14 protein-coding genes are annotated in these 25049 nt (G+C 71.6%); 11 read left to right on the top strand and 3 right to left on the bottom strand.

Going from position 1 to position 25049, the window contains the following annotated elements; genetic code table 11:
- Window positions 1-45 precede the first annotated feature (45 nt).
- Entirely contained in the window at window positions 46-1464 is a 1419-nt protein-coding gene (locus ACFY9I_RS36160) for an FAD-dependent oxidoreductase (RefSeq protein ID WP_391009770.1), read from the top strand.
- Window positions 1465-1677: 213 nt separating this feature from the next.
- Window positions 1678-2130, top strand: coding sequence for a hypothetical protein (locus ACFY9I_RS36155; protein ID WP_391009767.1), 453 nt, complete (start codon window positions 1678-1680; stop codon window positions 2128-2130).
- Between the two features lie 183 nt (window positions 2131-2313).
- On the opposite strand, the gene ACFY9I_RS36150 is transcribed toward ACFY9I_RS36155, so the two are convergent.
- Both ACFY9I_RS36150 and gabT read right to left on the bottom strand, forming a co-directional pair.
- Window positions 2314-2997, bottom strand: a complete 684-nt coding sequence (locus tag ACFY9I_RS36150) for a phosphatase PAP2 family protein (RefSeq protein WP_391009764.1) — start codon at window positions 2995-2997, stop codon at window positions 2314-2316.
- Window positions 2998-3274: 277 nt separating this feature from the next.
- The gene (gene gabT, locus ACFY9I_RS36145) at window positions 3275-4609 is read right to left on the bottom strand and encodes a 4-aminobutyrate--2-oxoglutarate transaminase (RefSeq protein ID WP_391009761.1); all 1335 of its coding nucleotides are present in this window, start codon (window positions 4607-4609) and stop codon (window positions 3275-3277) included.
- 273 nt (window positions 4610-4882) lie between these two features.
- Between gabT and ACFY9I_RS36140 the strand changes: the two genes are divergently transcribed.
- The 3 genes from ACFY9I_RS36140 (at window position 4883) to ACFY9I_RS36130 (ending at window position 11028) form a co-directional block, all read left to right on the top strand.
- Complete coding sequence (locus ACFY9I_RS36140) at window positions 4883-7012, top strand: ATP-binding protein (RefSeq protein ID WP_391009758.1); 2130 nt, start codon at window positions 4883-4885, stop codon at window positions 7010-7012.
- 204 nt (window positions 7013-7216) lie between these two features.
- Entirely contained in the window at window positions 7217-9130 is a 1914-nt protein-coding gene (locus ACFY9I_RS36135; protein ID WP_391009755.1) for a PucR family transcriptional regulator ligand-binding domain-containing protein, read from the top strand.
- Window positions 9131-9564: 434 nt separating this feature from the next.
- Entirely contained in the window at window positions 9565-11028 is a 1464-nt protein-coding gene (locus ACFY9I_RS36130; protein ID WP_391009752.1) for an aldehyde dehydrogenase family protein, read from the top strand.
- A gap of 167 nt (window positions 11029-11195) precedes the next feature.
- Here ACFY9I_RS36130 and ACFY9I_RS36125 read toward each other — a convergent pair whose 3' ends face one another.
- Window positions 11196-14057, bottom strand: a complete 2862-nt coding sequence (locus ACFY9I_RS36125; RefSeq protein WP_391009749.1) for a glycoside hydrolase family 3 C-terminal domain-containing protein — start codon at window positions 14055-14057, stop codon at window positions 11196-11198.
- A 384-nt stretch (window positions 14058-14441) separates the two neighbouring features.
- Between ACFY9I_RS36125 and ACFY9I_RS36120 the strand changes: the two genes are divergently transcribed.
- The 6 genes from ACFY9I_RS36120 to ACFY9I_RS36095 all read left to right on the top strand — a co-directional run bounded on the left by ACFY9I_RS36120 (window position 14442) and on the right by ACFY9I_RS36095 (window position 25032).
- Window positions 14442-16121, top strand: coding sequence for an extracellular solute-binding protein (locus ACFY9I_RS36120; RefSeq protein WP_391009746.1), 1680 nt, complete (start codon window positions 14442-14444; stop codon window positions 16119-16121).
- Window positions 16122-16147: 26 nt separating this feature from the next.
- Complete coding sequence (locus ACFY9I_RS36115; protein WP_391009743.1) at window positions 16148-17212, top strand: ABC transporter permease subunit; 1065 nt, start codon at window positions 16148-16150, stop codon at window positions 17210-17212.
- The gene (locus ACFY9I_RS36110) at window positions 17209-18168 is read left to right on the top strand and encodes an ABC transporter permease subunit (protein WP_391009740.1); all 960 of its coding nucleotides are present in this window, start codon (window positions 17209-17211) and stop codon (window positions 18166-18168) included. The genes ACFY9I_RS36115 and ACFY9I_RS36110 overlap by 4 nt, the downstream gene beginning before the upstream one ends.
- Before the next feature lie 221 nt (window positions 18169-18389).
- Window positions 18390-20618: a 1,4-beta-glucanase gene (locus ACFY9I_RS36105; protein ID WP_391009737.1), complete on the top strand. Its 2229-nt coding sequence runs from the start codon at window positions 18390-18392 to the stop codon at window positions 20616-20618.
- Window positions 20618-22615: a beta-galactosidase gene (locus ACFY9I_RS36100; RefSeq protein WP_391009734.1), complete on the top strand. Its 1998-nt coding sequence runs from the start codon at window positions 20618-20620 to the stop codon at window positions 22613-22615. The genes ACFY9I_RS36105 and ACFY9I_RS36100 overlap by 1 nt, the downstream gene beginning before the upstream one ends.
- 53 nt (window positions 22616-22668) lie before the next feature.
- Window positions 22669-25032, top strand: coding sequence for a glycoside hydrolase N-terminal domain-containing protein (locus ACFY9I_RS36095; RefSeq protein ID WP_391009842.1), 2364 nt, complete (start codon window positions 22669-22671; stop codon window positions 25030-25032).
- Window positions 25033-25049: the final 17 nt, after the last annotated feature.

Raw genomic sequence — 25049 nt, 5'->3', positions numbered from 1 at the left:
TGAAGGCGTGTCTGAGCCGATCCGACTCTGTAGGGAGTTGAAATCATGGCCCCAAGCGCCATGAACCGTTGGACAAAGTCACTCTCCGACGCACAGCCGGTCCCGTACTGGCTCGAAGACCCGGGCAAGCCCCATCCCGAGCCCGCGCTCACCGGCGCCGAGAGCTGCGACCTGCTGGTCGTCGGCGGCGGCTACAGCGGACTGTGGACCGCGCTGATCGCCAAGGAGCGCGACCCCGGCCGGGATGTCGTCCTGCTGGAAGGCCGTGAGGTGGGCTGGGCCGCCTCCGGTCGCAACGGCGGCTTCTGTGCCGCTTCCCTGACCCACGGCCTGGCCAACGGCCTCGCCCGCTGGCCGGGCGAGATCCACAAGCTGCAGGAGCTCGGCACGCGCAACCTCGACGAGATCGAGGCGGCGGTCGCCCGCCACAACCTCGACTGCGACTTCGAACGCACCGGCGAGATCGATGTCGCCACCGAGACGTACCAGGCGTGGGAACTGCGCGACTGGTACGACGAGATCGAGCGCAAGGGCCTCGCCGACGGCATCGAGCTCCTCGACGCCGACGCCGTCCGCGACCAGGTCGCCTCACCCACCTTCGAGGCCGGCCTGCACGACCGCAGGGGCGTCGCCATGCTCCACCCCGCCAAACTCGCCTGGGGCCTCAAGCGCGCCTGCCTGAACCTCGGCGTCCGTGTCCACGAGCACACCCCCGCGCTGAACCTGAAGCCGTACGGCGTCGGCATGGCCGTCCGCACCCCGTACGGCCAGGTCCGTACCCGCCAGGTGGCGCTCGGCACGAACATCTTCCCCAGCCTGGTCAGACGCGTCCGCGCGTACACCGTCCCCGTCTACGACTACGCCCTGATGACCGAGCCGCTGACCGCAGGGCAACTGGCGTCGATCGGCTGGAAGAACCGGCAGGGGCTCGGGGACTCGGCCAACCAGTTCCACTACTTCCGGCTCAGCGCCGACAACCGGATCCTGTGGGGCGGCTACGACGCGGTCTACCCGTACGGCGGCCGGGTGCGCGCCGAGTACGACGACCGCCCGGAGACGTACGCCAAGCTCGCCGGGCACTTCTTCACCTGCTTCCCGCAGCTGGAGGGTGTCCGCTTCACCCACGCCTGGGGCGGCGCCATCGACACCTGCTCCCGCTTCTCGGCGTTCTTCGGCACCGCCCACCAGGGCAAGGTGGCGTACGCCGCCGGCTACACGGGGCTCGGGGTGGGCGCGACCCGCTTCGGCGCGGACGTCATGCTCGACCTGCTCGCGGGGGAGCGTACGGAGCGCACCGAGCTGGAGATGGTCCGCAAGAAGCCGCTGCCGTTCCCGCCGGAGCCGTTCGCGTGGACCGGCATCGCCCTCACCAAGTGGTCCCTCGCTCGTGCCGACTCCCACGCCGGCCGCCGCAACCTGTGGCTGAAGGCCATGGACCGGCTGGGGTTGGGCTTCGACAGCTAACGGCGGCAGGGGGGCAGGCGTGAGGGCGAGAGGGCGTGAGGGCGTGAGGGCGTACCCATGATCACCGGGCGTGCGCCCTACCGGGTCGCGTTACCCCCTTCACCACCAAAAAGTTGTCGGAACCCGCGTAATGCCGGGCCCGAATCTCTGTCTGTGCTGCTGCGGACGCGAAAACGCCTCCGCGGGAGCTCTACAGAGAGGAAGGTCCCTGTCATGACTGGGGCCAAGACGGCGGCCGAATGGCTGGCATCCGTATCACCGGATCCCGAGGCCTGCCGCTGGGAGTGGGAGCGCAACCCCCTGGGGGTCGCCCTGCTTCCGGCGGGCAGGCTCTGGGACGTGCTGATCCTGCCGGGTGCACTCGGCTATCCCACGCTCGACGTCCTGACCCGCATCATCGACCAGCTCGGACCCGTGCTCGTCGACTTCGGCGACGACCGCATGGGCTTCTTCGTACCGCCGGGCACGGCGTCGCGCTGGCTCGGCACCGGGGTGCGCAGCGCCGGCCCCGGCACCTGGATCGTGGTGCCGTACCCGGGTCGGCAGACCGGCGGTGTCCGCTGGCTGGTCCCGCCGGACGGCAGCGGCACCCTCACCGACCCGGCCCTGCTCGAGCTGGCGATGCACGAGGCGGCGGCGAGCCTGGCCGGGGACGACGACCGGTAGCCGGGGGCTCAGCCGCCCGCGGGCCGACAGCCACCCGCGGGCCCACAGCCGCACGCCGTGACGGCGGCCGTCCCCCGGCCGCACACCGCGCTCTCGTCGGCCGCCCGTGCGACCGACGCGGACGGCACCCGCGGAGCACCACCGGACGCCGGCGGACGGCACGCGGGCGAGGGAACGGGAACGTCACCCGGCGGGACGGCGCGTCCGGAGCCACGGCCGGGAGAGCAGCAGCGCGCACACGCACCAGCTCGCCACCACGTCGAGCGGCCAGTGGTAGCCCTGGCGCACCAGGCCGAAGCCGACCCCGAGGTTCAGGACGACCGCGACGACGACGATCGCGCGGCGCGCGCGAGCGCCGCGCAGCCAGGGGAGCAGGACCAGGACGGCGCCCCCGTAGGCGATGGAGGCGGTCGCGGTATGACCGGACGGGAAGAAACCCGTGCCAGGACCCATGATCGAGGGGCCGGGCCGGTCGATGAGCTCCTTCAGCGGGAGGACCCAGAGCGGTACGGCGGCCATGAGGAGCGCCGCGGCGGCGGACGGCCGCCACCAGTGGTCCCCACCGGTGGCACGCGCGCGCCGCGCGACAAGGAGCAGCACGAGGGCGAGGACCGGCACGGCGACCGTGATGTTGCCGAGGTCGGCGAGGAACTGGGTCGAGGCGCCCCGGCTGACGAGGGAGCCGCTGAGGCGTTCGTCCGCACGGGCCAGTGGTCCGTGCGCGACGACCTGCCATGTGATCAGGGCGAAGACAAGGGCCGGGACGCCGAGAAGGAGGAGGGCGGCGGGCCGGCCCCAGGGGGTGGTCGGCCGCCCTCGAACAGGGGGGGTGGTTCGAGGACGGCCGGCCGGATCGGTGTGCCGCACGCCCCGGGGGGTTTGGGGCGGGCGGCCATCCGATCGGTGAGGAGATCCGGAGCCGGAAGCTCCGGGTGTGTGCGCGAGGGCACGACCAGGGCGAAGCTGGGGAGGCCCCGACCCGGTGTCGCCCACGGTTCCCCGTGGGCGGGGTGTATCTCTCATCTGCGTCTGAACCTACGGCAGGGAGTGCGGTGACGACAGACGAAATCGCGACCCGTCATGCACCTTGCACACCTTCTTCACGCCCTCCGGCGCTCGTCCACAGGGACCGGAATGCCCGGGTTCAGATGCGGGTGAACGCCTGCTCGATGATGTCGAGGCCCTCGTTCAGCAGGTCCTCGCCGATGACGAGCGGCGGCAGGAAGCGCAGCACGTTGCCGTAGGTGCCACAGGTCAGGACCAGCAGTCCCTCCTGGTGACAGGCCTTGGCCAGCGCGGCGGTCGCCTCCGGGTCCGGCTCCTTCGTCGTGCGGTCCTTGACCAGTTCGATGGCGATCATGGCGCCCCGGCCGCGGATGTCGCCGATGACGTCGAACTTCTCGGCCATGGCGGTGAGCCGGACCTTCATCGTCGCCTCGATCGACCTGGCGCGGGCGTTGAGGTCCAGCTCCTTCATCGTCTCGATCGAGCCGAGCGCGCCCGCGCAGGCGACGGGGTTGCCGCCGTAGGTACCGCCCAGGCCACCCGCGTGCGCCGCGTCCATGATCTCCGCGCGACCGGTGACGGCGGCGAGCGGCAGGCCGCCGGCGATGCCCTTCGCCGTCGTGATCAGATCCGGGACGATGCCCTCGTCCTCACACGCGAACCACTGGCCCGTGCGGCAGAAGCCCGACTGGATCTCGTCGGCGACGAAGACGATGCCGTGGTCGGAGGCGAACTTGGCGAGGGCGGGCAGGAAACCCTTGGCGGGCTCGATGAAGCCGCCCTCGCCGAGCACCGGCTCGATGATGATCGCGGCCACGTTCTCGGCGCCGACCTGCTTGGCGATCTGGTCGATCGCCTGCGCGGCCGCCTCGGGGCCGGCGTTCTCCGGGCCGGTCGGCCAGCGGTAGCCGTAGGCGACGGGCACGCGGTACACCTCGGGGGCGAACGGTCCGAAGCCGTGCTTGTACGGCATGTTCTTCGCGGTCAGCGCCATCGTGAGGTTGGTGCGCCCGTGGTAGCCGTGGTCGAAGACGACCACGGCCTGCCGCCTGGTGTACGAGCGGGCGATCTTCACGGCGTTCTCGACGGCCTCGGCGCCGCTGTTGAACAGCGCGGACTTCTTGGCGTGGTCGCCCGGGGTCAGTTCGGCGAGGGCCTCGGCGACCGCCACGTAGCCCTCGTACGGCGTGACCATGAAACAGGTGTGCGTGAAGTCCTGGAGCTGGGCGGTGGCCCGGCGGACGACGGCCTCGGCGCTCGCGCCGACGCTCGTCACGGCGATGCCGGAGCCGAAGTCGATCAGCCGGTTGCCGTCGACGTCCTCGATGATCCCGCCGGACGCGCGCGCGGTGAACACCGGCAGCACCGACCCGACCCCCGCCGCGACCGCGGCGGTACGACGGGCCTGCAGCTCCTGCGACTTCGGTCCGGGGATGGCGGTGACGACGCGGCGCTCCTGGGGAAGTGCGCTCATGTGGGGCTCCTGGGGGGCTTTGCGGACGCTTGCCTTCGTTTCTCGCAGGCTAGGGGGGCGACCGGGGGGTGGGCATGCTCCATGTGGGCGGTGTCGAGGGTTGGTCTTGTCCGTCGTGGACATGGAGGAACGGGGGGTACGGGGGTGCGCCCGCCCGCGTAATACGGTGAGCGCGGAGGTTCAACCGGCCGCGTAAACGGTGAACTCCCCATGCGAGAGCGTTAGATTGGCTCGCTGATGGTGGACGGAACGGCTGGTCAGGGGGCAAGCGCGATGAACAGCGACGGAACGCGGGACGCGCGGGGCACGCATGCGAATCCCGTGCCGCGTCCGGCGGGGTCGCCGGAGATGCCGACGGCACCTCCCGTGCCTCCCATGCCCACAGGGGCCCCGGGCGTGCCGCCCAGGCCGGACGGGAACGCGTTCCTGTCCTGGCTGCGGACACCGCGGCCCGACGCGGCGCCCGGCGTGTGGCGGTTCGGGCACCGGGCGAGGCCCGAGGAGGAGCCGGAGACCGTCCCCGGCCGGCAGTTGCTCGCTGGCGCCCTGATCGCCTTCCTCGTCGGCTGGCTGATCTGGTCCCTGCTCTGGAACGGCTACCTGGGCGGCTGGTGGCTCGTACCGCTCTACGCCATGATCCCGGATTCCTGGGCGCCGGCGCACTCGTACTCCGCCGTGGTCCTCAGCTATGTCTGGTACACGATCGTCGCACTTGCGATCATGGTCGGCGTCGGACGGCTCGGCCGCTGGGGTGAGGTCTGGCGCCGGTACGGGCTCCCGCGCTACCGGCAGCGGCAGGAGCGACAGGTCGTACCGCCGCCCCAGGAGGACCCCGCCGGATGGCCGCAACTGCGGGAGGGCGGAGCGGTGGACGCCGCCGAGCGGCTGGGCGCCGACGCTCGGGCCGGGCTCATGCGGGACGTGGATCACGCGCGGATCATGCGGGCGTGGCAGGGAGTGCGCGGCGGTCGGCACAGTCTGGCGACGTTCACCGGCGCGGTGCTGAAGGACGGCGCGGCCGCCTGTCTGCACCCGTCCGGGGCGCGGGACCTGCCCGCCCGGCTCGCCCGGCACGACATGGTCACCGGACAGGTCCGCCTGGGCGGCACGGTCGACGACCCGCGCAACCCGTACGCCTACCGGGGCACCGGCCTCGCCCTCGACCCCGAACTGCTCGGCACGTCCCTGCTGGCCGTGGGGCCCGCCGGGTCGGGGAAGACCGGGAGCGTCGTGTGGCCCGTCGCCGAGTCGCTGTGTCTGCACGCGCTGGCCGGGCAGGCCGCGGTGGTGGTCGTCGGCGCGGCGGGGGCGGGCCTCGGCCCGGCGGACGCCTACGACGTCGTCGTACGGATCGGGAACCCGGAGTCCGTGTACGACCTCGACCTCTACGGGGGCACCACGGACCCCGACGAGGCCGCGGCCGTCCTCGCGGAGGCGCTCGTCGGTGACCTCGCCGACCCGCACCCCGGCAGCGACAGCCGACGCTCCACCACGGTTCTCGCCCAACTGCTCGGACCGTTCCGGGCGGTGCACGGGCGGTTCCCGTCGGTGCCGCAGCTGCGCCAGCTGCTGGACGGCGCGCCCGGCCCGCTGGGCGAGCTGCGCAAGGGCCTCCAGGAGGCCGGGGAGGAGTCCCTGCTGCGGGAGCTGGACGCGCGCGAGCGGCAGCTCGGGCACCCCGGGGACGTCGGGAGCGTGCTGGCCGACCGGGTCGCCCTCCTCGACCGGCCCGCGTTCGCCGCATTCTTCGACACTTCCGGCCAGTCCCGGCCCTTCTCCCTCCGTGCCCTCGACCACCCCGTACGGGTCCGCATCGACCTCCCCGAACGCGGCCACGCCGACGCCTCGCGCATCCTGGCGCGGCTGGTGCTCGCGCAGTTCACGGCGAGCGTCTCCGTACGGGAGGACCGGTCGCTGTTCGCCTGCCTCGTGCTGGACGACGCCACGGGGGTCGTCACGCCGGAGGCCGTACGCGGCATCCAGCGGCTGCGGTCCACCAACGCGGGCGCGGTCCTCACCCTCCGCACCCTCGACGACGTGCCCCGGCCCCTGCGCGGGCCGCTCCTCGGCGCCACGGGCTGCCGGATGGCGCTGTCCGGGCTGACCCCGTGGGACGGGCAGGACTTCGCCGAGGTCTGGGGCAAGGAGTGGACCGAGGCACGGGACGTCACCGACCGGCAGATCATCGCCGACTCCCCGGCCGGCAAGGCCTGGCACGCCCTGCGGCGGGTGATCACCGGCCACGCGCCCACCGCGCGGGCGGTGACCGTGCGGCAGGTCGAGCGGGAGCGGTGGTCCGCGTCCGAACTGGCTCACGGTGTGCCTCCGGGGCACGCCGTGTTGTCGCTGACGAGCGTGCGGGGCGAGCACGCTCCGCCGTTGCTGGTGGATCTGCGCGGCTGAGGGGGCGTCGCGGTGGTCGGTGCAGGGCTGGGGGCTGGGGCGTCAGGGTGGTCGGCCGGGCGTTCGGTTTGAGTCATTGGTGTGCGGTGGGTGGGACTTGTGACCGTACGGTGAGGCAGAATCGACATAGGTCGTTCATACGTGGCGGCCAAGAGAAGAAGCTCTCCTCCAGCCCGCTGACTCCGCCACCGACCTGAAGGTCCCATGCCCCCGACCCTCGCCTCACTCGTCCATCACTCGGCGCTCAAGCTGACCGTCCGGGCGGGCGAGGACCGCCTGGACGTGCCGGTGCGCTGGGCGCACGCCAGCGAGCTCGCCGATCCCGTGCCCTACATGGAGGGCGGCGAACTGCTGCTGATCACCGCGCTGAAGCTGGACGTGGAGGATCCGCAGGCGATGCGACGCTATGTACGGAGGCTGGCCGGGGCCGGGGTCGCCGGACTCGGCTTCGCCGTCGGGGTGCACTACGACGAGGTCCCCGGTGCGCTCGTCGACGCGGCCGAGGAAGAGGGGCTGCCCCTCCTGGAGGTGCCCCGGCGCACGCCCTTCCTCGCCATCAGCAAGGCGGTGTCGGCCGCCATCGCCGCCGAGCAGTACCGGGCCGTGACGGCGGGTTTCGCCGCGCAGCGGGAACTGACCAAGCAGACGTTGTCCGACGGCCCCGAGGGGCTGCTCGCCTCGCTCGCCTCACAGGTCGACGGGTGGGCCGCCTTCTACGACGCCTCCGGGGCGGTCGTCGCGGTGGCGCCCGAGTGGGCGGAGCGGCGGGCCGGGCGGCTCACCGCCGACGTCGAACGGCTGCGGGACCGGCCGGCGCCGGCCAGTGTGGTCGTCGGCGGCGACGACCGCGTCGAGCTCCACTCCCTCGGCACCGGCCGCCGGGCCCGCGCCGCCCTCGCCGTCGGAACGGCGGCGGCCCCGGGCACCGCCGAGCGGTACGCCGTCCACTCCGCCATCGCCCTGCTGACCCTCACGACGGAACGGTCGCGCTCGCTGCACGCGGCCGAGCAGCGGATCGGCGCGGCGGTGCTGCGGATGCTGCTGGCCGGGGAGTGCGACCACGCGCGCGCCGTCGCCGGGGATCTGTACGGCGGACTGCTGGACGCCCCCTTCCGCTTGATCCTCGCGGAGTCGGCCTCGGCGTCGGCGGCCAGGGCCCGGATGGAGGGGGCTGCGGTTTCGGCGGGGGTCACGGGCGTGAGGGGGGCTGCGGATCCTGCGGGGGGCGCCGCTCCGACAGGGGAGACGGCTTCGACGGGGGCCGCGGCTTCCGGTGGGGCCGGGGGAGCGAGCGGGGGCGGAAGTGGGGGCGGGGGTGTGCCTGGGGCCGGGGCTCGGTCCGGTGCGGAGGCGCGGTCCAGGGCTGGGCAGGGTGTCGGGGCGGGGCTCGGGGCCGGGGCGAGTGTCGGGGTTGTGGAAGGGGTGATGGCTGCCGCCTTGGCCGCCGTCGGTGCCGAGGGGGATCTGCTCGGGCAGCTCGTCGAGGTGGTGGAGGCGGCTGCCGCGCGGGCCGGGGAGGCGGTGCTGGTCGTTCCGGACGGGGAGCGGCTGGTGGTGCTCGCCGTGGACGGGGGCGCGGTGGTGGCCGCGTGTGGGGAGTTCGCGGCTGCGTTGGAGGCGTCCCGGGCGTCCGGGCGGGACTCCGTGGCGGGCGGCCAGGTGTCCGCCGCCGCGTCCGGCGAGGAGGAGGAGCTCGTCGTGGGGCTGTCCGCGCCCGCAGGGCCCATCGCGGCCGCCGCGGCGTACAAGCAGGCCGAACAGGCGCTGTCCGTGGCCCGGAGGCGCGGGCGGTGCCTCGTCGAGCATGAGGAGCTGGCCGCGGGGTCCGTGCTGCCGCTGCTCGGTGACGACGCCGTACGTGCCTTCGCCGACAGTCTGCTCCGCCCTCTGCGTGAACACGACGCGACCGGGCGGGGGGATCTGGTCGCCTCCCTGCGGGCCTGGTTGTCGAGGCACGGGCAGTGGGACGCGGCGGCGGCGGATCTGGGGGTTCATCGGCATACCCTGCGGTACCGGATGCGGCGGGTGGAGGAGATCATCGGGCGCTCGCTGGACGATCCCGATGTGCGGATGGAGCTGTGGTTGGCGTTGAAGGCCACGGCTGCGGCGGGGGAGTAGGGCGGTTCTCGCCCCCGCCACCCCTACCGTCCCTCCCCCGCTCTCGGCTTCGCGTGAGCGGGAGGTGCCCCCATCCGGGGCTGCGCCCCTTCGACCCCTTGCCGAGCCGGTCTGGGGTGGGTTCTTCGGGTGCGGGTGGGTGGGGGCCGGTCGCGCAGTTCCCCGCGCCCCTGGCAAGCAGGGGCTGCGCCCCGTGCTTGCCGGCCCGCAGGGGTCGTGTCTTTCCAGGGGCGCGGGGACCTGCGCGACCAGCCCCCACCCACCCGCACCGAACCACACCCGCACCCGAACTCACCCCCCCACTCCGCCAATCCGCCAATCCGTAGCAACCCCTGGCAGTACTCATACGCGCCGGACAAACGACCGCCACCCGCCCCGGCTTTACCGTGGAGCCGAAAGACGACGTGTCACCCACCGAAGGGCCGGGATCGACCATGACCGCCACGCACGCTTTCTGGCTCGCCGGCCGCCAGGCCACCGATGAGATCACGTTCGATGTGACCTCGCCCTGGGACGGCCGGCTGGTCGGCCGGGTGAGCGTGCCGACGGACGAGCAGGTCGAAGAGGCCGTGGCCGCCGCGTACGCCGTTCGGGACGAGTTCGCAGCGACCCCGGCGCATGTGCGGGCCGCCGCGCTGGACCACGTGAGCAGGCGTCTCGTGGAGCGGACCGAGGAGATCGCGGGGCTGATCTCCGCCGAGAACGGCAAGCCGGTCAAGTGGGCGCGTGGCGAGGTCGGCCGTGCCGTCTCCGTGTTCCGGTTCGCGGCGGAGGAGGCCCGCCGGTTCAACGGCGGCGAGGCGCAACGGCTCGACACCGACCTGGGCGGCCAGGGGCGGCTCGCCCTCACCCGCCGCTTTCCCAAGGGCGTCGTCCTCGGCATCGCGCCCTTCAACTTCCCGCTCAACCTGTGCGCCCACAAGATCGCCCCAGCGATCGCGGCGGGCGTGCCGATCATCCTGAAGCCCGCCCCAGCCACCCCCCTCGCCGGTCTGATCATCGGTGAACTGCTCGCCGAGGCGGAGGCCGTGGCCGGGGCCGCTCTCCCCGCCGGCTCCTGGAGCATCCTCCCCGTCGCCAACGACCGCATGCCCGCCCTCGTCCAGGACGAGCGGCTGCCCGTGATCTCCTTCACCGGCTCCGAGAAGGTCGGCTACGCGATCATGGATTCGGTGCCGCGCAAGCACTGCACCCTGGAGCTCGGCGGCAACGGCGCGGCGGTCGTCCTGGCCGACTACGCGAGCGACGCCGACCTCGACCGGGCCGCGACCCGTATCGCGACCTTCTCCAACTACCAGGGCGGCCAGTCCTGCATCTCCGTGCAGCGGGTGATCGCGGACGCGTCCGTGTACGAGCGGCTGCTGCCGCGCATCGTCGCGGCCGTCGAGGCGCAGGTGACCGGTGACCCCTCCGACGGTGCCACCGATGTGGGGCCGCTGGTCAGCGAGGACGCCGCCAAGCGTGTGGAGGCGTGGGTCCAGGAGGCGGTCGACGCAGGGGCCACGCTCCTCACCGGCGGCAAGCGCGACGGCGCCTCGTACGCGCCGACCGTCCTCACCGATGTCCCCGCCGATGTGACGATCTCCTGCGAGGAGGTCTTCGGGCCCGTCCTCACCGTGACGAAGGTGTCGGGCGAGGCCGAGGCCTTCGCCGCCGTCAACGACTCCAAGTACGGCCTCCAGGCGGGCGTCTTCACCCACGACCTGCAGACCGCCTTCCGCGCCCACCGCGCGCTGGAGGTCGGCGGCGTGGTCATCGGGGACGTCCCGTCCTACCGCGCCGACCAGATGCCGTACGGCGGAGTGAAGCAGTCCGGCGTCGGGCGGGAGGGCGTGCGGTTCGCCATGGACGACTACACCTACGAGCGGGTGTTGGTCCTGACGGGGCTTCAGCTCTGAGCAGGTCCGGGTGATCCGAGACCCGTCGGGGACCGTGATCTCCCGCAAACCCCTAGCTTGTGACAATCATTTTCATGTAGTCTCGGGTCAGATCCCGGGATGAAGGGGCCCGGCACCGATGCCTTCCGGTGCCGGGCCCCTTCTGTGTGTCGGCTCGCTCCGGACCCTCAACCGGAGAAGCCGACGTGCGCCAGCCGCACTGGGCCGCGCAGCATGAGGTGGACGTCGTGCACGCCGGCGGCCGAGACGGCGGCGTGCAGGGTGGTGTACGTGTAGGGGTCGCCGGTGGGAGGGTCGAGTGTCAGCGTCGCCAGGACGGGCCCGCCGATGAGGGAGAACTCGATGCTCCCCGCACCCGCCGCCTCCACGCTCAGCCCGGTGGTGCCCGCGCCGAAGTCGCAGCGGTTGAAGATGAGTTCGCCCGAGGCGTCGCTGGTGCCGCCCGTCGGGGTCACCGCGTCGCCCGACATCTTCGTGCGGTCGACGATGTCCGTGCCCCGTTGCTCGTCGAAGTCCGCCGCGTCCAGACCGTGGAGGAGGAGCGGGCGCGGGGCGACCGGCTCGCCCGCGACCGTGCAGGTCGTACGGAGGCGGATGTCCTCGCAGGAGGCGCCGACCAGCACCTCGTAGTCGCCAGGCTCCCGATGCCAGGTGCCGTGCGCCACGTCCCAGAACTCCAGGGCGGAGAGCGGAACACGGAAGGCCAGCTCCGTCGAGGCACCGGGGGCGAGGGTGACGCGGCGGTGTCCGACCAGCTCGCGGCGCGGGCGCGGCACCGACGGGTCCTCGGCGCGGAGGTAGACCTGGGCGACCTCGTCGGCGGTCAGCGCGCCCGTGTTGGTGACGGTGAAGGAGACGGTCAGGTCGTCCTCACGCACATGGGTGACGAGGTTTCCGTACGCGAACTCCGTGTACGACAGGCCGTGCCCGAAGGGGAACAGCGGCGTGCCCTCGAAGTAGAGGTATGTCTGACGGGCTCCGATCACGTCGTAGTCGAGGAGGTCGGGGAGGTCGGCGTCGGTGGCGTACCAGGTCTGCGGGAGGCGGCCCGCCGGGGAGACATCGCCGGCGAGGACGCGGGCAAGGGCGGTGCCCGCGGCCTGGCCGCCGTGCGCGGTCCACAGGACGGCGGGCAGGCCGGCGGGGTCCACGGCGTACGGATAGGCCGAGACCAGGACCAGCGCGGTGTTCGGATTGGCGGCGCGGGCCGCGCGCAGCAGGCGCTCCTGGTGGGCGGGGAGGGCGAGCGTCGGGCGGTCCTCGGTCTCGCGGCCGTTGATGTGGGGGTCGTTGCCCGCGACCACGACGACCACGTCGGCCTCGGCGGCGACCCTGGTCACGGCCTCCTCGCCGGGCTGGGTCACCATGAGCTCGAAGACTTCCGGATTCTCGTCGGCAACCTTCACGCCGTCGGCGCCGACAGTGACGTACCGGCCCGTCCCTGTGTGCTTGAGGAGGTGACCGTTCCTGTGGGAACCGGAGGGCTCCAGGCGGAAGGTCTCCTGGACGATCCAGCCGCCGGGCTGGTCGGCCGAGGCGCGCAGGTAGCCGTCCTCGGCGACCGAGAGGTAACGGCCGTCCGGCGCGCGGAAGGTGAGCACGCCCTCGCCCCAGTCGACGAGGGACAGCTCGGTGCCGTCGGCGTCCGTGGTCAGCGGCGGCAGGTCCGTGCGGCCGGCGAGGAGCGCCGGGTCGAGGGCGCCCTCAGCGCCGCGCACCGCGTCATCGGCGTCGGGCGCCTCGGGGACGGACACGTACGCGCCGGTGGACAGCGCCTTGAGGCGTACGCGGTCCACGCCCTCCGCGAACGTCACCCGCTCGGCACCGAAGCGGTCGTACAGACCTTCGAGCGGGGTCGAGCGGTGGATGAGGGTGCCGCTGTACCAGTCGAGCTTGCACTCGTCGGCGAGCAGACCGACGACGGCGATCCGGGTGTCCTCGGCCAGTGGCAGCAGACCGCCCTCGTTCTTCAGCAGGACGATCGCCTGCTCGGCGGCCTCCCGGGCGAGGGCGCGGTGGGCCGGGGTGTCGAAGTCCTTGGTGTCCGCGTACGGGTCGGCCTGGGGGTCGAACTCGCCGAGGCGGAAGCGGACCGAGAGCTGACGGCGGACCGCCTCGTCGATGTCGTCGGCGGTCAGCAGGCCCTGCTCCAGGGCGTCCTTGACCCGTCCGATCATCGTCGAGCTCTCCGTGCCGTGGTCGGTGAAGCTGTCGACGCCGGCCCGCAGCGAGGCGGCGGTCGCCTCCTCGTGGGTGTCGAAGTAGTGCTCGGAGTCGACGAGGTTCGACGGCGCGCCCGCGTCCGAGCAGACCAGCAGATGCTCGTCGGTCCAGGTCCGCAGGTGCTCGGCCAGGTAGGGCGAGACGTGGTTGGGGCGGCCGTTGACCAGGTTGTACGCGGGCATCACACCGGCCACCGCGCCCGCCTCGACCGTCTCGCGGAAGGCGCGCAGATCGTACTCGTGCAGGACACGGGGGCGGACCGAGGAGGAGGTGACCGAGCGGTCGGTCTCGTTGTTGTGCGCCAGCCAGTGCTTGAGCACGGGGGCCGTGCGCCAGTAGGTGGGGTGGTCGCCGCGCAGGCCGCGGGTGTACGCGGTCGCGATCGCGGAGGTCAGCTTCGGGTCCTCGGAGTAGCCCTCCTCGTTGCGGCCCCACAGCGGGTGGCGCAGCAGGTTGACCGTGGGGGACCACACGTTGAGGCCGACGCGGTCGTCGCCGGCGCGCATGGCGCGCACCTCGGTGGACACCGCCTCGCCCACACGCCGGACGAGGTCGTCGTTCCAGGTCGCGCCGAGGCCCACGGCCTGCGGGAACACCGTCGCCGGGCCCATCCAGGCCACGCCGTGCAGGGCCTCCTGGCCGGTGCGGAAGGCGGCCACCCCGAGGCGGTCGACGGCGGGGGCGAACTGGTGCAGGAACGCGATTCTCTCGTCCAGGGTGAGCCGCCGGAGCAGGTCGTCGATGCGCTTCGCGAGCGGCAACCGCGGATCGCGGAAAGGCGGTGGGGGCGGCGTCTGTGCGGTCACGTGAGGATCCCTTTGCGATGGAGCGGTGAGGCGCTTTCGAAGCGCTTCGATGCTCATTCGACTAGGGGGCGGGTGTCAAGAGACCAAGACGCAACAGATCCGTTTCCTCACCGTCATACAGGCCCAGAAAGGAAGGGCCGGAAGGGGGCGATCCGGTCGTCGGCACCTCCGAGGAATCTGGCAGTCGACCCTTGTGCGCCCCTCGTCGTTCACTTAACCTCGCAGCAACATCGAAGCGCTTCGACTGCAGAGGGGACGCTTCGCGTGCTCGCACCCTCTGCCGTTCATCAGTTCCATCGCTTCAGCACAGCCAGTCCCACTCAAGACACCGCAGCCGACGGCCACCGCCGGGTGTCCTGGTGTGCGCCATGAAGGGTTGACGCAATGACGCCGAACTCCGCCACCTCCTCCGCGCCCAGCCGGAGAAGCTTCCTCGCCTCCACGGCGGTCGCCGCCGCCGCAGTGGCGGGGGGTGTACCGCTGCTGTCCGCCTGCGGCGGCTCGCAGGAGGGCCGCAAGGAGGGCACGACGTCGGGCAAGGACGCGCAGAAGATTCTTCCGACGTTCGTCGCTTCGTCCGTCGTGGCGCCCGACATCCCGGCGAAGAACGGCTCGGCGGCCGGCTTCAGCAAGGCGATCGCCACCGCCGACCTGAAGACCTCGGTCCCGAAGAAGCTCGGCAGCGGCGGCAAGCTGAAGATCATGTCCCCGTTCTGGGGGTCGCCGCCGAAGAACGACAACCCGTACTACAAGGCCATGAACGAGGCCATCGGCGTCGAGGTCACCTGGCAGAACCAGGACGGCAACACCTACGACGAGAAGCTGGGCGCGGTCCTCGCCTCCAGCGAGATCCCGGACGCCGTGGTGGTCCCGGGCTGGAACCTGGTGGGCAAGATACCCAGCGCCGTCAACGCCAAGTTCGCCGACCTCGGCCCGTATCTCTCCGGCGACAAGGTCAAGGACTACCCGAACCTCGCGGCCGTCCCAACCGACGCCTGGCAGCGCTCCATCTTCGGCGGCCAGCTCCGCGCGATCCCGATGCCCGCCTCGTACGTCCCGAACATCGCGTCCTTCTACCGCAAGGACATCTTCGAGAAGGAGGGGTACGACCTCCCGGGCTCCCCCGCCGAGTTCCTCGCCTGGGCGAAGGAGGCGACCAGCGCCAAGGCCAAGGTGTGGGCCTGCGACGACATGAAGTGGTCGGCCTGGAACTTCTTCAGCGTCTACAACGGCAGCGACAAGGCGCTGTGGTGGAACCTCGTCGACGGCAAGCTGGTCAACCGCATCGAGACCGAGGAGTACCTCGAAGCGCTGGAGTGGGTGCGCAAGCTGTACGCGGCAGGAGTGGTCCACCCCGACGCGAAGGCCGTCCAGGGCGACGCGGCGAACCGCTTCACCGCGGGCCAGAGCCTCGTCTTCAACGGCGACCTCGGCTACTGGTACGGCCTGACCGTGGAGCAGCGCACTCAGAAGACCGACTTCGAGATGGGCGCCTTCGACATCTTCGGCGCCGACGGCGGTGACCCCACCCTCTGGGCGGGCCAGCCCGCCAACATCTTCACCTTCATCAGCAAGAAGGCCTCCGCGCAGCAGATCAAGGACTTCCTCGCGATCGCCAACTTCTGCGCCGCGCCGTACGGCACGACGGAGCGTCAGCTCACGCAGTACGGCGTCGAGGGCACCGACTTCGAGCGCAAGGACGGGCTGCCGGTCAAGACCACCGTCGGTGTGAACGAGGTCAACGGTGCCTTCGACTACACCGGTGACCCCGCCGCGTTCGTCGCCAACCCCGACCAGCCCGAGATCACCAAGCTGATGGTCGAGTGGCAGCAGCGGATGGGCGCCTTCACCAAGAAGTCCTCCTTCTACGGTCTCACCATCACCGAGCCGAACCGCTGGTCCAACCTCGCCGACAACTTCGAGCAGCTGGAGGACGACGTCGTCCGCGGCCGGAAGAAGATCAGCGACGTCCAGCAGGCCGTGTCCGACTGGAAGAGCAAGGGCGGCGACGACCTGCGCGACTGGTACAAGAAGCTGCTCGACGACACCGGCTCGGCGAGCTGATCCGGGACCGAGGCAAGGAGAAGGCCGTGTCCCACAGCACGGTGCCTCGGAGCAGAGCCGAGGCGAAGACGGCGGGGGAGCAGGCGCAGGCGCCGGACAGCGCTTCCGGCTCCCGGAAGCAGAGGCGCCCTCGCCGCGGAGAACAGGGCTCGCCCGCAGCGGCGAAGGTGAGCGTGCGACTGCGTCTGCGGCGCGACCGCACGCTCCTCCTGATGACCCTGCCCGCGGTCCTGCTGATCCTGCTCTTCAACTACATACCGATCCTCGGCAACGTGGTCGCCTTCCAGGACTACGACCCCTACCTCAGCGACAACGGCTTCGTCGCCATGCTGGAGAGCCCCTGGGTCGGGCTGCAGCAGTTCGAACGGGTGCTCGCCGACTCTGCCTTCTGGCACGCGGTGCAGAACACGTTCGTGCTGTTCTTCCTGCAACTCGTGCTGTACTTCCCGATCCCGATCCTGCTGGCGTTGCTGATCAACAGCATCCTCCGGCCCCGGGTCCGGGCGATCGCCCAGGCGATCATGTACCTTCCGCACTTCTTCTCCTGGGTCCTCGTCGTCACCGTCTTCCAGCAGATCTTCGGCGGCGCCGGCATCATCGCCCAGACTCTCGCCGACCACGGGCACCAGAGCTTCGACCTGATGACGAATCCGGAGCTCTTCAAGTACCTGGTCACCATCGAGACCATCTGGAAGGACGCGGGCTGGGGCATCATCGTCTTTCTCGCCGCGCTCTCCTCCGTCTCGAACGACATGTACGAGGCCGCCGCCATGGACGGAGCCGGACGCTGGCGCCGCATGTGGCACGTCACCCTCCCCGCCCTGCGCCCGGTGATCGCCCTCCTCCTCGTCCTGCGTGTCGGCGACGCCCTCACCGTCGGCTTCGAGCAACTCCTGCTCCAACGCGACGCGGTGGGACCGGGCGCCGCCGAGGTCCTCGACACCTACGTCTGGTGGAACGGCATTCGCAACCAGGACTTCAGCTACGCCGCGGCCGCCGGTCTCATCAAGGGTGTGGTCGGACTGGGACTCGTGCTGACCGCGAACAAGGTCGCTCATCTCATGGGTGAGCAGGGGGTGTACAAGAAGTGACCACCGTCCTCGACAAGCCCGAACCGGATTCCACGTCCACGGCCGAGCGCGGGCCCAGCCCCTGGGCCGCCCCGCCCCGCCCGGCCTGGGAGGAGGAGCCGTCGAAGGCCGGCGTCGCCGGCAAGGGCCTCGTCCTCTCCCTGGCCTGCTTCGCGATCCTCTTCCCCCTGTGGATCGTCATCGTCACCAGCCTCTCGTCGAAGAAGACCATCGACGCCGAAGGCGGCCTGGTGGTGATCCCCAAGGACATCACCTTCGTCGCCTACCAGGAACTGCTCGGCGGCGGCCAGGTCCAGAAGGCCGCACTCGTCAGCGTCGGTGTCACCCTCGTCGGCACGCTGTTCAGCATGACCGTCTCGGTCCTGTGCGCCTACGGCCTCTCCCGCGTCGGCTCGCTCGCCCACCGCTGGATCCTGATGACCCTGCTCGCCACCATGTTCTTCGGCGCGGGCCTCATCCCGACCTATCTGCTGGTGCAGTCCCTGGGCCTGATGGACACCTATCTGGCGCTGATCCTGCCCAGCGCCGTGAGCGTCTTCAACATCCTGGTCCTGCGCTCCTTCTTCATGGGGATCTCGCCGGAACTCATCGACAGCGCCCGCATCGACGGCGCCGGTGACTGGCGCATCCTGTGGAAGATCGTGATGCCGCTGTCGAGGGCGGTCCTCGCCGTCATCGCCCTCTTCTACGCGGTCGGGTACTGGAGCGCCTGGTTCAACGCCTCCATCTACCTCACCGACCAGGACATGATGCCGCTGCAGAACGTCATGATCCAGCTCGTCCAGAAACAGGAACGCCCGGTCGGCCTCGCCGCACAGATCAACACCGGACAGCTCTCCCCGCTCGCCATCCAGATGGCGGTCATGGTCATGGCCCTGCTCCCGGTCGCCGTCCTCTCACCCTTCGTCCAGAAGCACTTCAAGAAGGGCATGCTCACCGGCGCGGTCAAGGGCTGACCGGGGCGCCCAAGGGCTCGGGGGTTCGGGTGCGTGCGCGACTGCGGGTGCTTCGTGGTCGCTCGCGCAGTTCCCCGTGCCCCTCAAGGGCCCCGGGCGCGACCCGTGCCGCCAAGGGCGCGGGGAACCGGGCGGCCGGCCACACCCCCCCGCCCATCCGCTGAACCCCCGAGCTCTTGGGTGACCCATCCGCTCCCTCCCCCGTACAAACGAGGTATGTCATGCGCACGCCCCAGCCGAGCCGCCGCGCCGTACTCGCCGGCACCGCAGCCGCCGCAGCGGCCACCGCCCTCCCCGCCCTGGGCACCCCGGCCCACGCGGCAGAACCCAGAGCCGCCGAGCCCGCCGCAGGCTACCGCTGGCGCGGCGCCGTCATGGGCGGCACCGGCTTCGTCACCGGCGTCCTCTTCCACCCCTCCGTACGAGGCCTCGCCTACGCCCGCACCGACATCGGCGGCGCCTACCGCTGGGACGACCGCAAGGCCCGCTGGACCCCGCTGACCGACCACCTCGGCTGGGACGACTGGAACCTCCTCGGCGTGGAGGCCATCGCCGTCGACCCCGCCCACCCGAACCGCCTCTATCTCGCCCTCGGCACCTACGCCCAGTCCTGGGCCGGGAACGGCGCGGTCCTCCGCTCGGACGACCGCGGCGCCACCTGGACCCGCAGCGACCTCACCGTGCAACTCGGCGCCAACGAGGACGGCCGGGGCGCGGGCGAGCGCCTCCTCGTCGACCCGCGCGACAGCGACACCCTGTGGCTGGGCACCAGACACGACGGGCTGCTCAAGTCGACCGACCGGGGCGCCACCTGGGCCCCGGCGACCGGTTTCCCGGCGACCCCCAGCAGCACCGGCCAGGGCGTCGTGCTCCTCGTCGCCGCCGGCCGCACCGTCTACGCCGGCTGGGGCGACGCCGACGGCACCTCCGCCGGCGCCAACCTCTACCGGACCTCCGACGGCACCACCTGGCAAGCCGTCCCCGGTCAGCCGACCGGCACCTCCGCCAAGGTCCCGATCCGCGCCGCGTACGCCAAGCACACCTGCGAGCTGTATGTGACGTACGCCGACGCGCCGGGCCCCAACGGCCAGTCCGACGGCAGTGTGCACAAGCTCCGCACCACCACCGGCAAATGGACCGACGTGACCCCGGTGAAGCCCGGCGGCACCACGGCCGACGGCTCGGCGGACACCTTCGGCTACGGCGGGGTCGCGGTCGACGCCCGCCGCCCGGGCACCCTGGTCGTGTCCACCAACAACCGCTGGGCCGACGTCGACACCGTCTACCGGTCCACCGACGGCGGCCGTAGCTGGACGTCCCTCAAGGACTCCGCCGTCTTCGACGTGTCCGAGACCCCTTACCTCAAGTGGGGTGCCGACGAGCCGAAGTTCGGCTGGTGGATCCAGTCGCTCGCGCTCGACCCGTACGACTCGAAGCACCTCGTGTACGGCACCGGCGCGACCCTCTACGGCACCCGGAACCTGAGGAACTGGGCGCCGCAGATCCGGGGCCTGGAGGAGGCGTCCGTACGCCAGCTGATCTCACCCCCGACCGGGCAGGCGCACCTGATCAGCGGCAGCGGGGACATCGGCACGATGTACCACGAGCGGCTCACGGCGTCCCCGTCGCGCGGCATGGCGTCGAACCCGGTGTTCGGCTCGGCGACGGGGCTCGCCCAGGCCTCGGCGAAGCCGTCCTACGTGGTCCGCACCGGCTGGGGCGACCACGGCAACGGCGCCTACTCGAACGACGGCGGCCGCACCTGGGCCCCCTTCAGGACCCAGCCCGCCATCGCCAAGGACGCACCGGGGCCCATCGCCGTCAACGCCGACGGCAGCGTGCTGCTGTGGACCTTCGTGCACTGGGACGGCACCAAGTACGCGGCCCACCGCTCCACCGACAACGGCGCCACCTGGACCGAGATCTCCTCCTTCCCGAAGGGCGCCACACCGGTCGCCGACCCCGCCGACCCGACGCTCTTCTACGCGTACGACACCGACACGGGAACGCTGTACGGCAGCACCGACAGCGGCCGCACGTTCACGGCGCGGGCGACGGGGCTGCCCTCCGGCGACACCCAGTTCGAGTTGGTCGCGGCCCCCGGGCGCGCCGGTGACCTCTGGCTGAGCGTGAAGTGGAACGGCCTGTACCGCTCCACCGACGGCGGCGCGACCTTCACCAAGGTCGACAGCTGCTGGGCCTCGTACACCCTCGGCTTCGGCAAGGCAGCGGCCGGCGCCGACTATCCGGCGGTCTACATGGTCGGCTCCACCGAGACGATCACCGCTGTATACCGCTCCGACGACGCGGCGAAGACCTGGCTGCGGATCAACGACGACAAGCACCAGTGGGGCTGGATCGGCGAGACGATCACCGGCGACCCCCGGATCCACGGTCGGGTCTACATCGCCACCAACGGGCGCGGCGTCCAGTACGGGGACCCGGTGTGATGCCGGAGCCCCAACGGCCGACCCTGGCCGACGCGACGCGCGGCCGCGTCCTCTTCGGCGGTGACTACAACCCCGAGCAGTGGCCGGAGGAGGTGTGGCAGGACGACGTACGCCTCATGAAGGCGGCCGGCGTCAACTCCGTCACCCTCGGTGTCTTCTCCTGGGCGAAGCTGGAACCCCGCCCGGGGGAGCGGGACTTCGGCTGGCTGGACCGGCTGATGGACCTGATGCACGCGAACGGCATCGGTGTCGTCCTGGCCACGCCCACCTCCTCGCCGCCACCGTGGATGGGCCGACTCCACCCCGAGACCCTCCCGCGCGACGAGAACGGGCAGATCGAGTGGTGGGGCTCCCGCCAGCACTTCGCGCACTCCAGCGCGACGTACCGCCGTTACGCCGCCGCCATCACCGAGGACCTGGCCGCCCGTTACGGCGGCCACCCGGCCCTCACGATGTGGCACATCAACAACGAGTACTGCACCTACGACTGGGGCGACGAGGCGGCGACCGCCTTCCGTGACTGGCTCCGGCGGAAGTACGGCACGCTCGACGCCGTCAACGACGCCTGGGGCACCGCCTTCTGGAGCCAGGGCTACGGCGACTGGGAGGAGATCCTGCCCCCGCGCCGCGCCCACTACATGAAGAACCCTAGCCACGTACTGGACTTCAAGCGGTTCACGTCCGACGCGCTTCTCGAGTGTTATGTCGCCGAGCGTGACATCGTCCGCCGCCACACCCCGCACATCCCGGTGACCACCAACTTCATGCCGATGTGGGTGGGCCAGGACGCGTGGCGGTGGGCCGAGGAGGAGGACGTCGTCTCGGTCGACATCTACCCCGACCCGCGCGACCCGCTCGGCGCCCAGCACGGTGCCCTCGTCCAGGACATGACCCGCTCCCAGGCGGGCGGCGGCCCCTGGATGCTCATGGAACAGGCCGCCGGCCCCGTCAACTGGCGGGGCGTCAACCACCCCAAGCCGCGGGGCCTCAACCGACTGTGGTCCCTCCAGGCCGTGGCCCGGGGAGCGGACGCCGTCTGTTACTTCCAGTGGCGGCAGTCCCGGCAGGGCGCGGAGAAGTTCCACTCGGGCATGGTCAGCCACGCGGGCGAGGAAGGGCGTACCTACCAGGAGATCACACAGCTCGGGGCCGAACTCGCCGCCCTCGGGGGCGAGGTGGCGGGAAAGCACATCGCCGCCGACGTGGCCGTACTGTTCGACTGGAACTCCTGGTGGGCCGGCGCCCAGGACGGCCGGCTGTCGTCCGAGGTCGACCTGCCCCAGGTCGTACGCTCCTGGCACCGTGCCCTGTGGGAGTCCCACCTCACCACCGCATTCGCCCACCCCGAGCACGACCTCTCCGCGTACAAGCTCGTCGTCGTACCGCAGCTCTACCTGCTCACCGACACCGCCGTCGAGAACCTCCTCACGTACGTCCGTGACGGCGGCACCCTCGTCAGCGGCTTCCTGACCGGTGTCGCCGACGAGGACGACCGCGTACGCCCCGGCGGCATGGACGCACGGCTCCGCGACCTCTTCGGCATCCGCACCCTGCACGAGTGGTGGCCGCTGGACGCCGGGGAGGAGATCGAGTGCGACGGCCCGAGCGGTGGCTTCCGGGGGACGCTGTGGTCCGAGGAGATCGAGGCCGCCGAGGACGCGGACGAGGTCGTTCCCTACCAGGGAGGTGAACTCGACGGCCTCCCGGCGCTGTTGCGCAAGGGCCGCGCGTGGTACGTGTCCACGCTGCCCGCACCCGACGAACTGCGGGGGCTGTTGACGCGGGTCGCCACCGACGCCGGGGTGAAGCCCGTGCTCGACGGACTGCCCGACGGGGTCGAGGCGGTACGGCGCGGCGAGGTGCTGTTCGTGCTCAACCACGGCCTCGGAGAGGTCACGGTCGAGGTGCCGGGCACCCATCGCGACCTGCTGAGCGGTGCGGAGGTCACCGACGCGGTGGTCCTCGGCCGGTACGGCGTGGCGGTGCTCAGCGCATGACCACCGATCCGAGCGACACGACCACCGATCCGAGCGACACGACCACGCCCACGATGACCGCCGTACCGCCCGGCCCTCGGCACGGCACCTGGGAGCCGGCCCCCGCCGCCCGCTGGGAGGACGCCTTCCTCAGCGGCAACGGGAGACACGGCGCCATGGTCTTCGGCGATCCGGGCGACGACCGTGTCATCGTCAACCACCACACCCTCGTACGCCCCAACGGCAGCGAGAGGGCGAGGCCGCCCCGCCTCGCCCATGAGCTCACCTCGCTCCAGGACCGGTTGCTCGCCGGGGAGCTGACCGCCGCCGAGGGGTTCACGGACGGGCGGGAGCTGCAGTGGGTGCAGCCCTTCCACCCCGCGTTCCAGGTGCGACTGCGGCGGGCGGACGGGGGTGACGGACGCGGCTACCGCCGTTCGGTCGACTTCACCACCGGTGTGGTCGAGGCGGTGTGCGAGGGGTGGCGCAGCCGGGTCTTCGTCTCCCGCGCGGACGATGTGATCGTCCAGTACGTCACGGGGGACCGGCTCACCCTGGACATCGACCTCGACCCGTGGCTGCCGAACGCGCCCGGGGACCTGGGGATCGGCCACGGCGCGGTGCTCAGCGCCGAGGGGGCGTCACTGAGCCTGCGCGTCCGCTACCCGGGAAGCGACCGCGCCTGCACCGGCACCGCCCTCGTCGTCGTCACGGGCGGCCGTACGACACTCACCCCGCCCGGCGTACGGGTGGAACGCGCCCGGTCCGTGCTGCTCCTCACCCGGGTGCGCCGGCACACCGGCGAGCTGGACGCGGTGGCCGAGCGACAGGGGCTGCGGGATGTGCTGCCGGGCGGTGCGGAGCCGTACGCCTGCCTCCGCGACCGGCATGTAGCGCTGCATCGGCCGGCGTATGAGCGGGTGTCGCTGGAGCTTGGTGGCGATGGTGGCGGTGGTGATGGTGGTGGCCGGGCCGACGAAAACGAAGGTTCGTTTTCCGCCCTGCCGCGCGTAGAAAACGAAGGTTCGTTCCAGGTCCCCCCGCACGCGCAAACCGAAAATTCGCTCTGCGCCACCCCACAAAACGAACGTTCCCTCCCCGGCTCGGAGCTGCTCCGCCGCCCCCACAGCCCCGCCCTCCTCGAACGACTCTTCGCCGCCGGCCGCTACCACCTCCTCTCCTCCAGCGGCCTGCTTCCACCCCGGCTCGTAGGCCTGTGGACCGGCGACTGGAACACGGCGTGGGCGGGGGCGTTCACCAACGACGCCAACCTCAACCTGCAGACCTCCTCGGCGGCCGCCGCGGCCCTCCCCGAGGTCACCGAGGCGCACGCCGCCCTGATCCACGGCCAGCTCGCCGACTGGCAGGACAACGCCCGAGCGATCTTCGGCGCGCGGGGCGTCGTCGCCCCGCCCCACTCCGACGGCGAGAGCGGCCTGACGTACCACTTCAGCCGGGAGTACCCGCTGCACCTGTGGACGGCGGGCGCCGACTGGCTGCTGAAACCGCTCGTCGACCATGACGAGACCCATGGCGGGCGGGACCCGCGCACGGCCTCGGCCCTCGCCGAAGTCGCCCTTTTCTACGAGGACTTCCTCACCCGCACCGACGCCGACGGACACCTCGTTGTCGTCCCCTCCTACTCGCCCGAGAACCGCCCCGCGAACGCGAGCTGGGGTGCTCTCAACGCGGCCATGGACCTGTCGGCGGCCCGGCACGCCCTGCTCACCGCCGCCGCGTACCACGCAGACCAGCCCGAGCGGGCGGACCGTTGGCGGGCGCTCGCCGACCGGCTCCCGCCCCATCGGGTGAACGCCGACGGCGCGCTCGCCGAGTGGGCCTGGCCAGGCCTCGACGACACCTACGACCACCGTCACCTGAGCCATCTCTACGGTGTCTGGCCCCTGGAGGAGATCAACCCGTACGACACACCCGCTCTCGCGGTCGCCGCCCACCGTGCCCTGGAACTCCGGGGCGCCGAGAACGACTCGGCCCACGGCCATCTGCACCACGCCCTCGTCGCGGCCCGGCTGCGCGACGGCGAACGGGTCGCGCACGCGCTCGGCCAGGTCCTCGGCGGCGACTTCTTCCACGCCTCCCTGATGAGCGCGCACTACCCGAAGCGCGACGTCTACAACGCGGACGCCGCGCACACCCTGCCGGCCGTGCTGATCGAGATGCTCGTGCAGTCGACACCGGACCGTCTGGTGCTGCTGCCCGCGCTCCCGGCGGCACTCCCGGCGGGCCGTCTGCGGGGCGTCCGCACCAGGTTCGGGGCCGAACTCGACCTCACCTGGAACCCGCACGAAGTGACCGCGGTGATCCGCCCCACCCGGACCTGCCGCGTGGAACTCCGGACTTCGCCCGGCGCCGAGTCGTTCCCCTCGCTCGACCTCGTCGCCGGAGAAGACCGCGTCCTCACCTTGAGGACGTGGTAATCCCCGCATTTCCCCCC

The organism is Streptomyces sp. NPDC012510, from assembly GCF_042955065.1.
Lineage (GTDB): Bacteria > Actinomycetota > Actinomycetes > Streptomycetales > Streptomycetaceae > Streptomyces.
Note: the sequence above shows the minus strand (reverse complement) of the source record. Positions and strands in the feature narration are given on the sequence as shown.

Coding starts and splice junctions, on each gene's coding strand:
- ACFY9I_RS36140 (WP_391009758.1), top strand. CDS start 4,883: ATGAACAGCGACGGAACGCGGGACGCGCGGGGCACGCATGCGAATCCC.
- ACFY9I_RS36100 (WP_391009734.1), top strand. CDS start 20,618: ATGCCGGAGCCCCAACGGCCGACCCTGGCCGACGCGACGCGCGGCCGC.
- ACFY9I_RS36120 (WP_391009746.1), top strand. CDS start 14,442: ATGACGCCGAACTCCGCCACCTCCTCCGCGCCCAGCCGGAGAAGCTTC.
- ACFY9I_RS36135 (WP_391009755.1), top strand. CDS start 7,217: ATGCCCCCGACCCTCGCCTCACTCGTCCATCACTCGGCGCTCAAGCTG.
- ACFY9I_RS36095 (WP_391009842.1), top strand. CDS start 22,669: ATGACCGCCGTACCGCCCGGCCCTCGGCACGGCACCTGGGAGCCGGCC.
- gabT (WP_391009761.1), bottom strand. CDS start 4,609: ATGAGCGCACTTCCCCAGGAGCGCCGCGTCGTCACCGCCATCCCCGGA.
- ACFY9I_RS36105 (WP_391009737.1), top strand. CDS start 18,390: ATGCGCACGCCCCAGCCGAGCCGCCGCGCCGTACTCGCCGGCACCGCA.
- ACFY9I_RS36160 (WP_391009770.1), top strand. CDS start 46: ATGGCCCCAAGCGCCATGAACCGTTGGACAAAGTCACTCTCCGACGCA.
- ACFY9I_RS36155 (WP_391009767.1), top strand. CDS start 1,678: ATGACTGGGGCCAAGACGGCGGCCGAATGGCTGGCATCCGTATCACCG.
- ACFY9I_RS36130 (WP_391009752.1), top strand. CDS start 9,565: ATGACCGCCACGCACGCTTTCTGGCTCGCCGGCCGCCAGGCCACCGAT.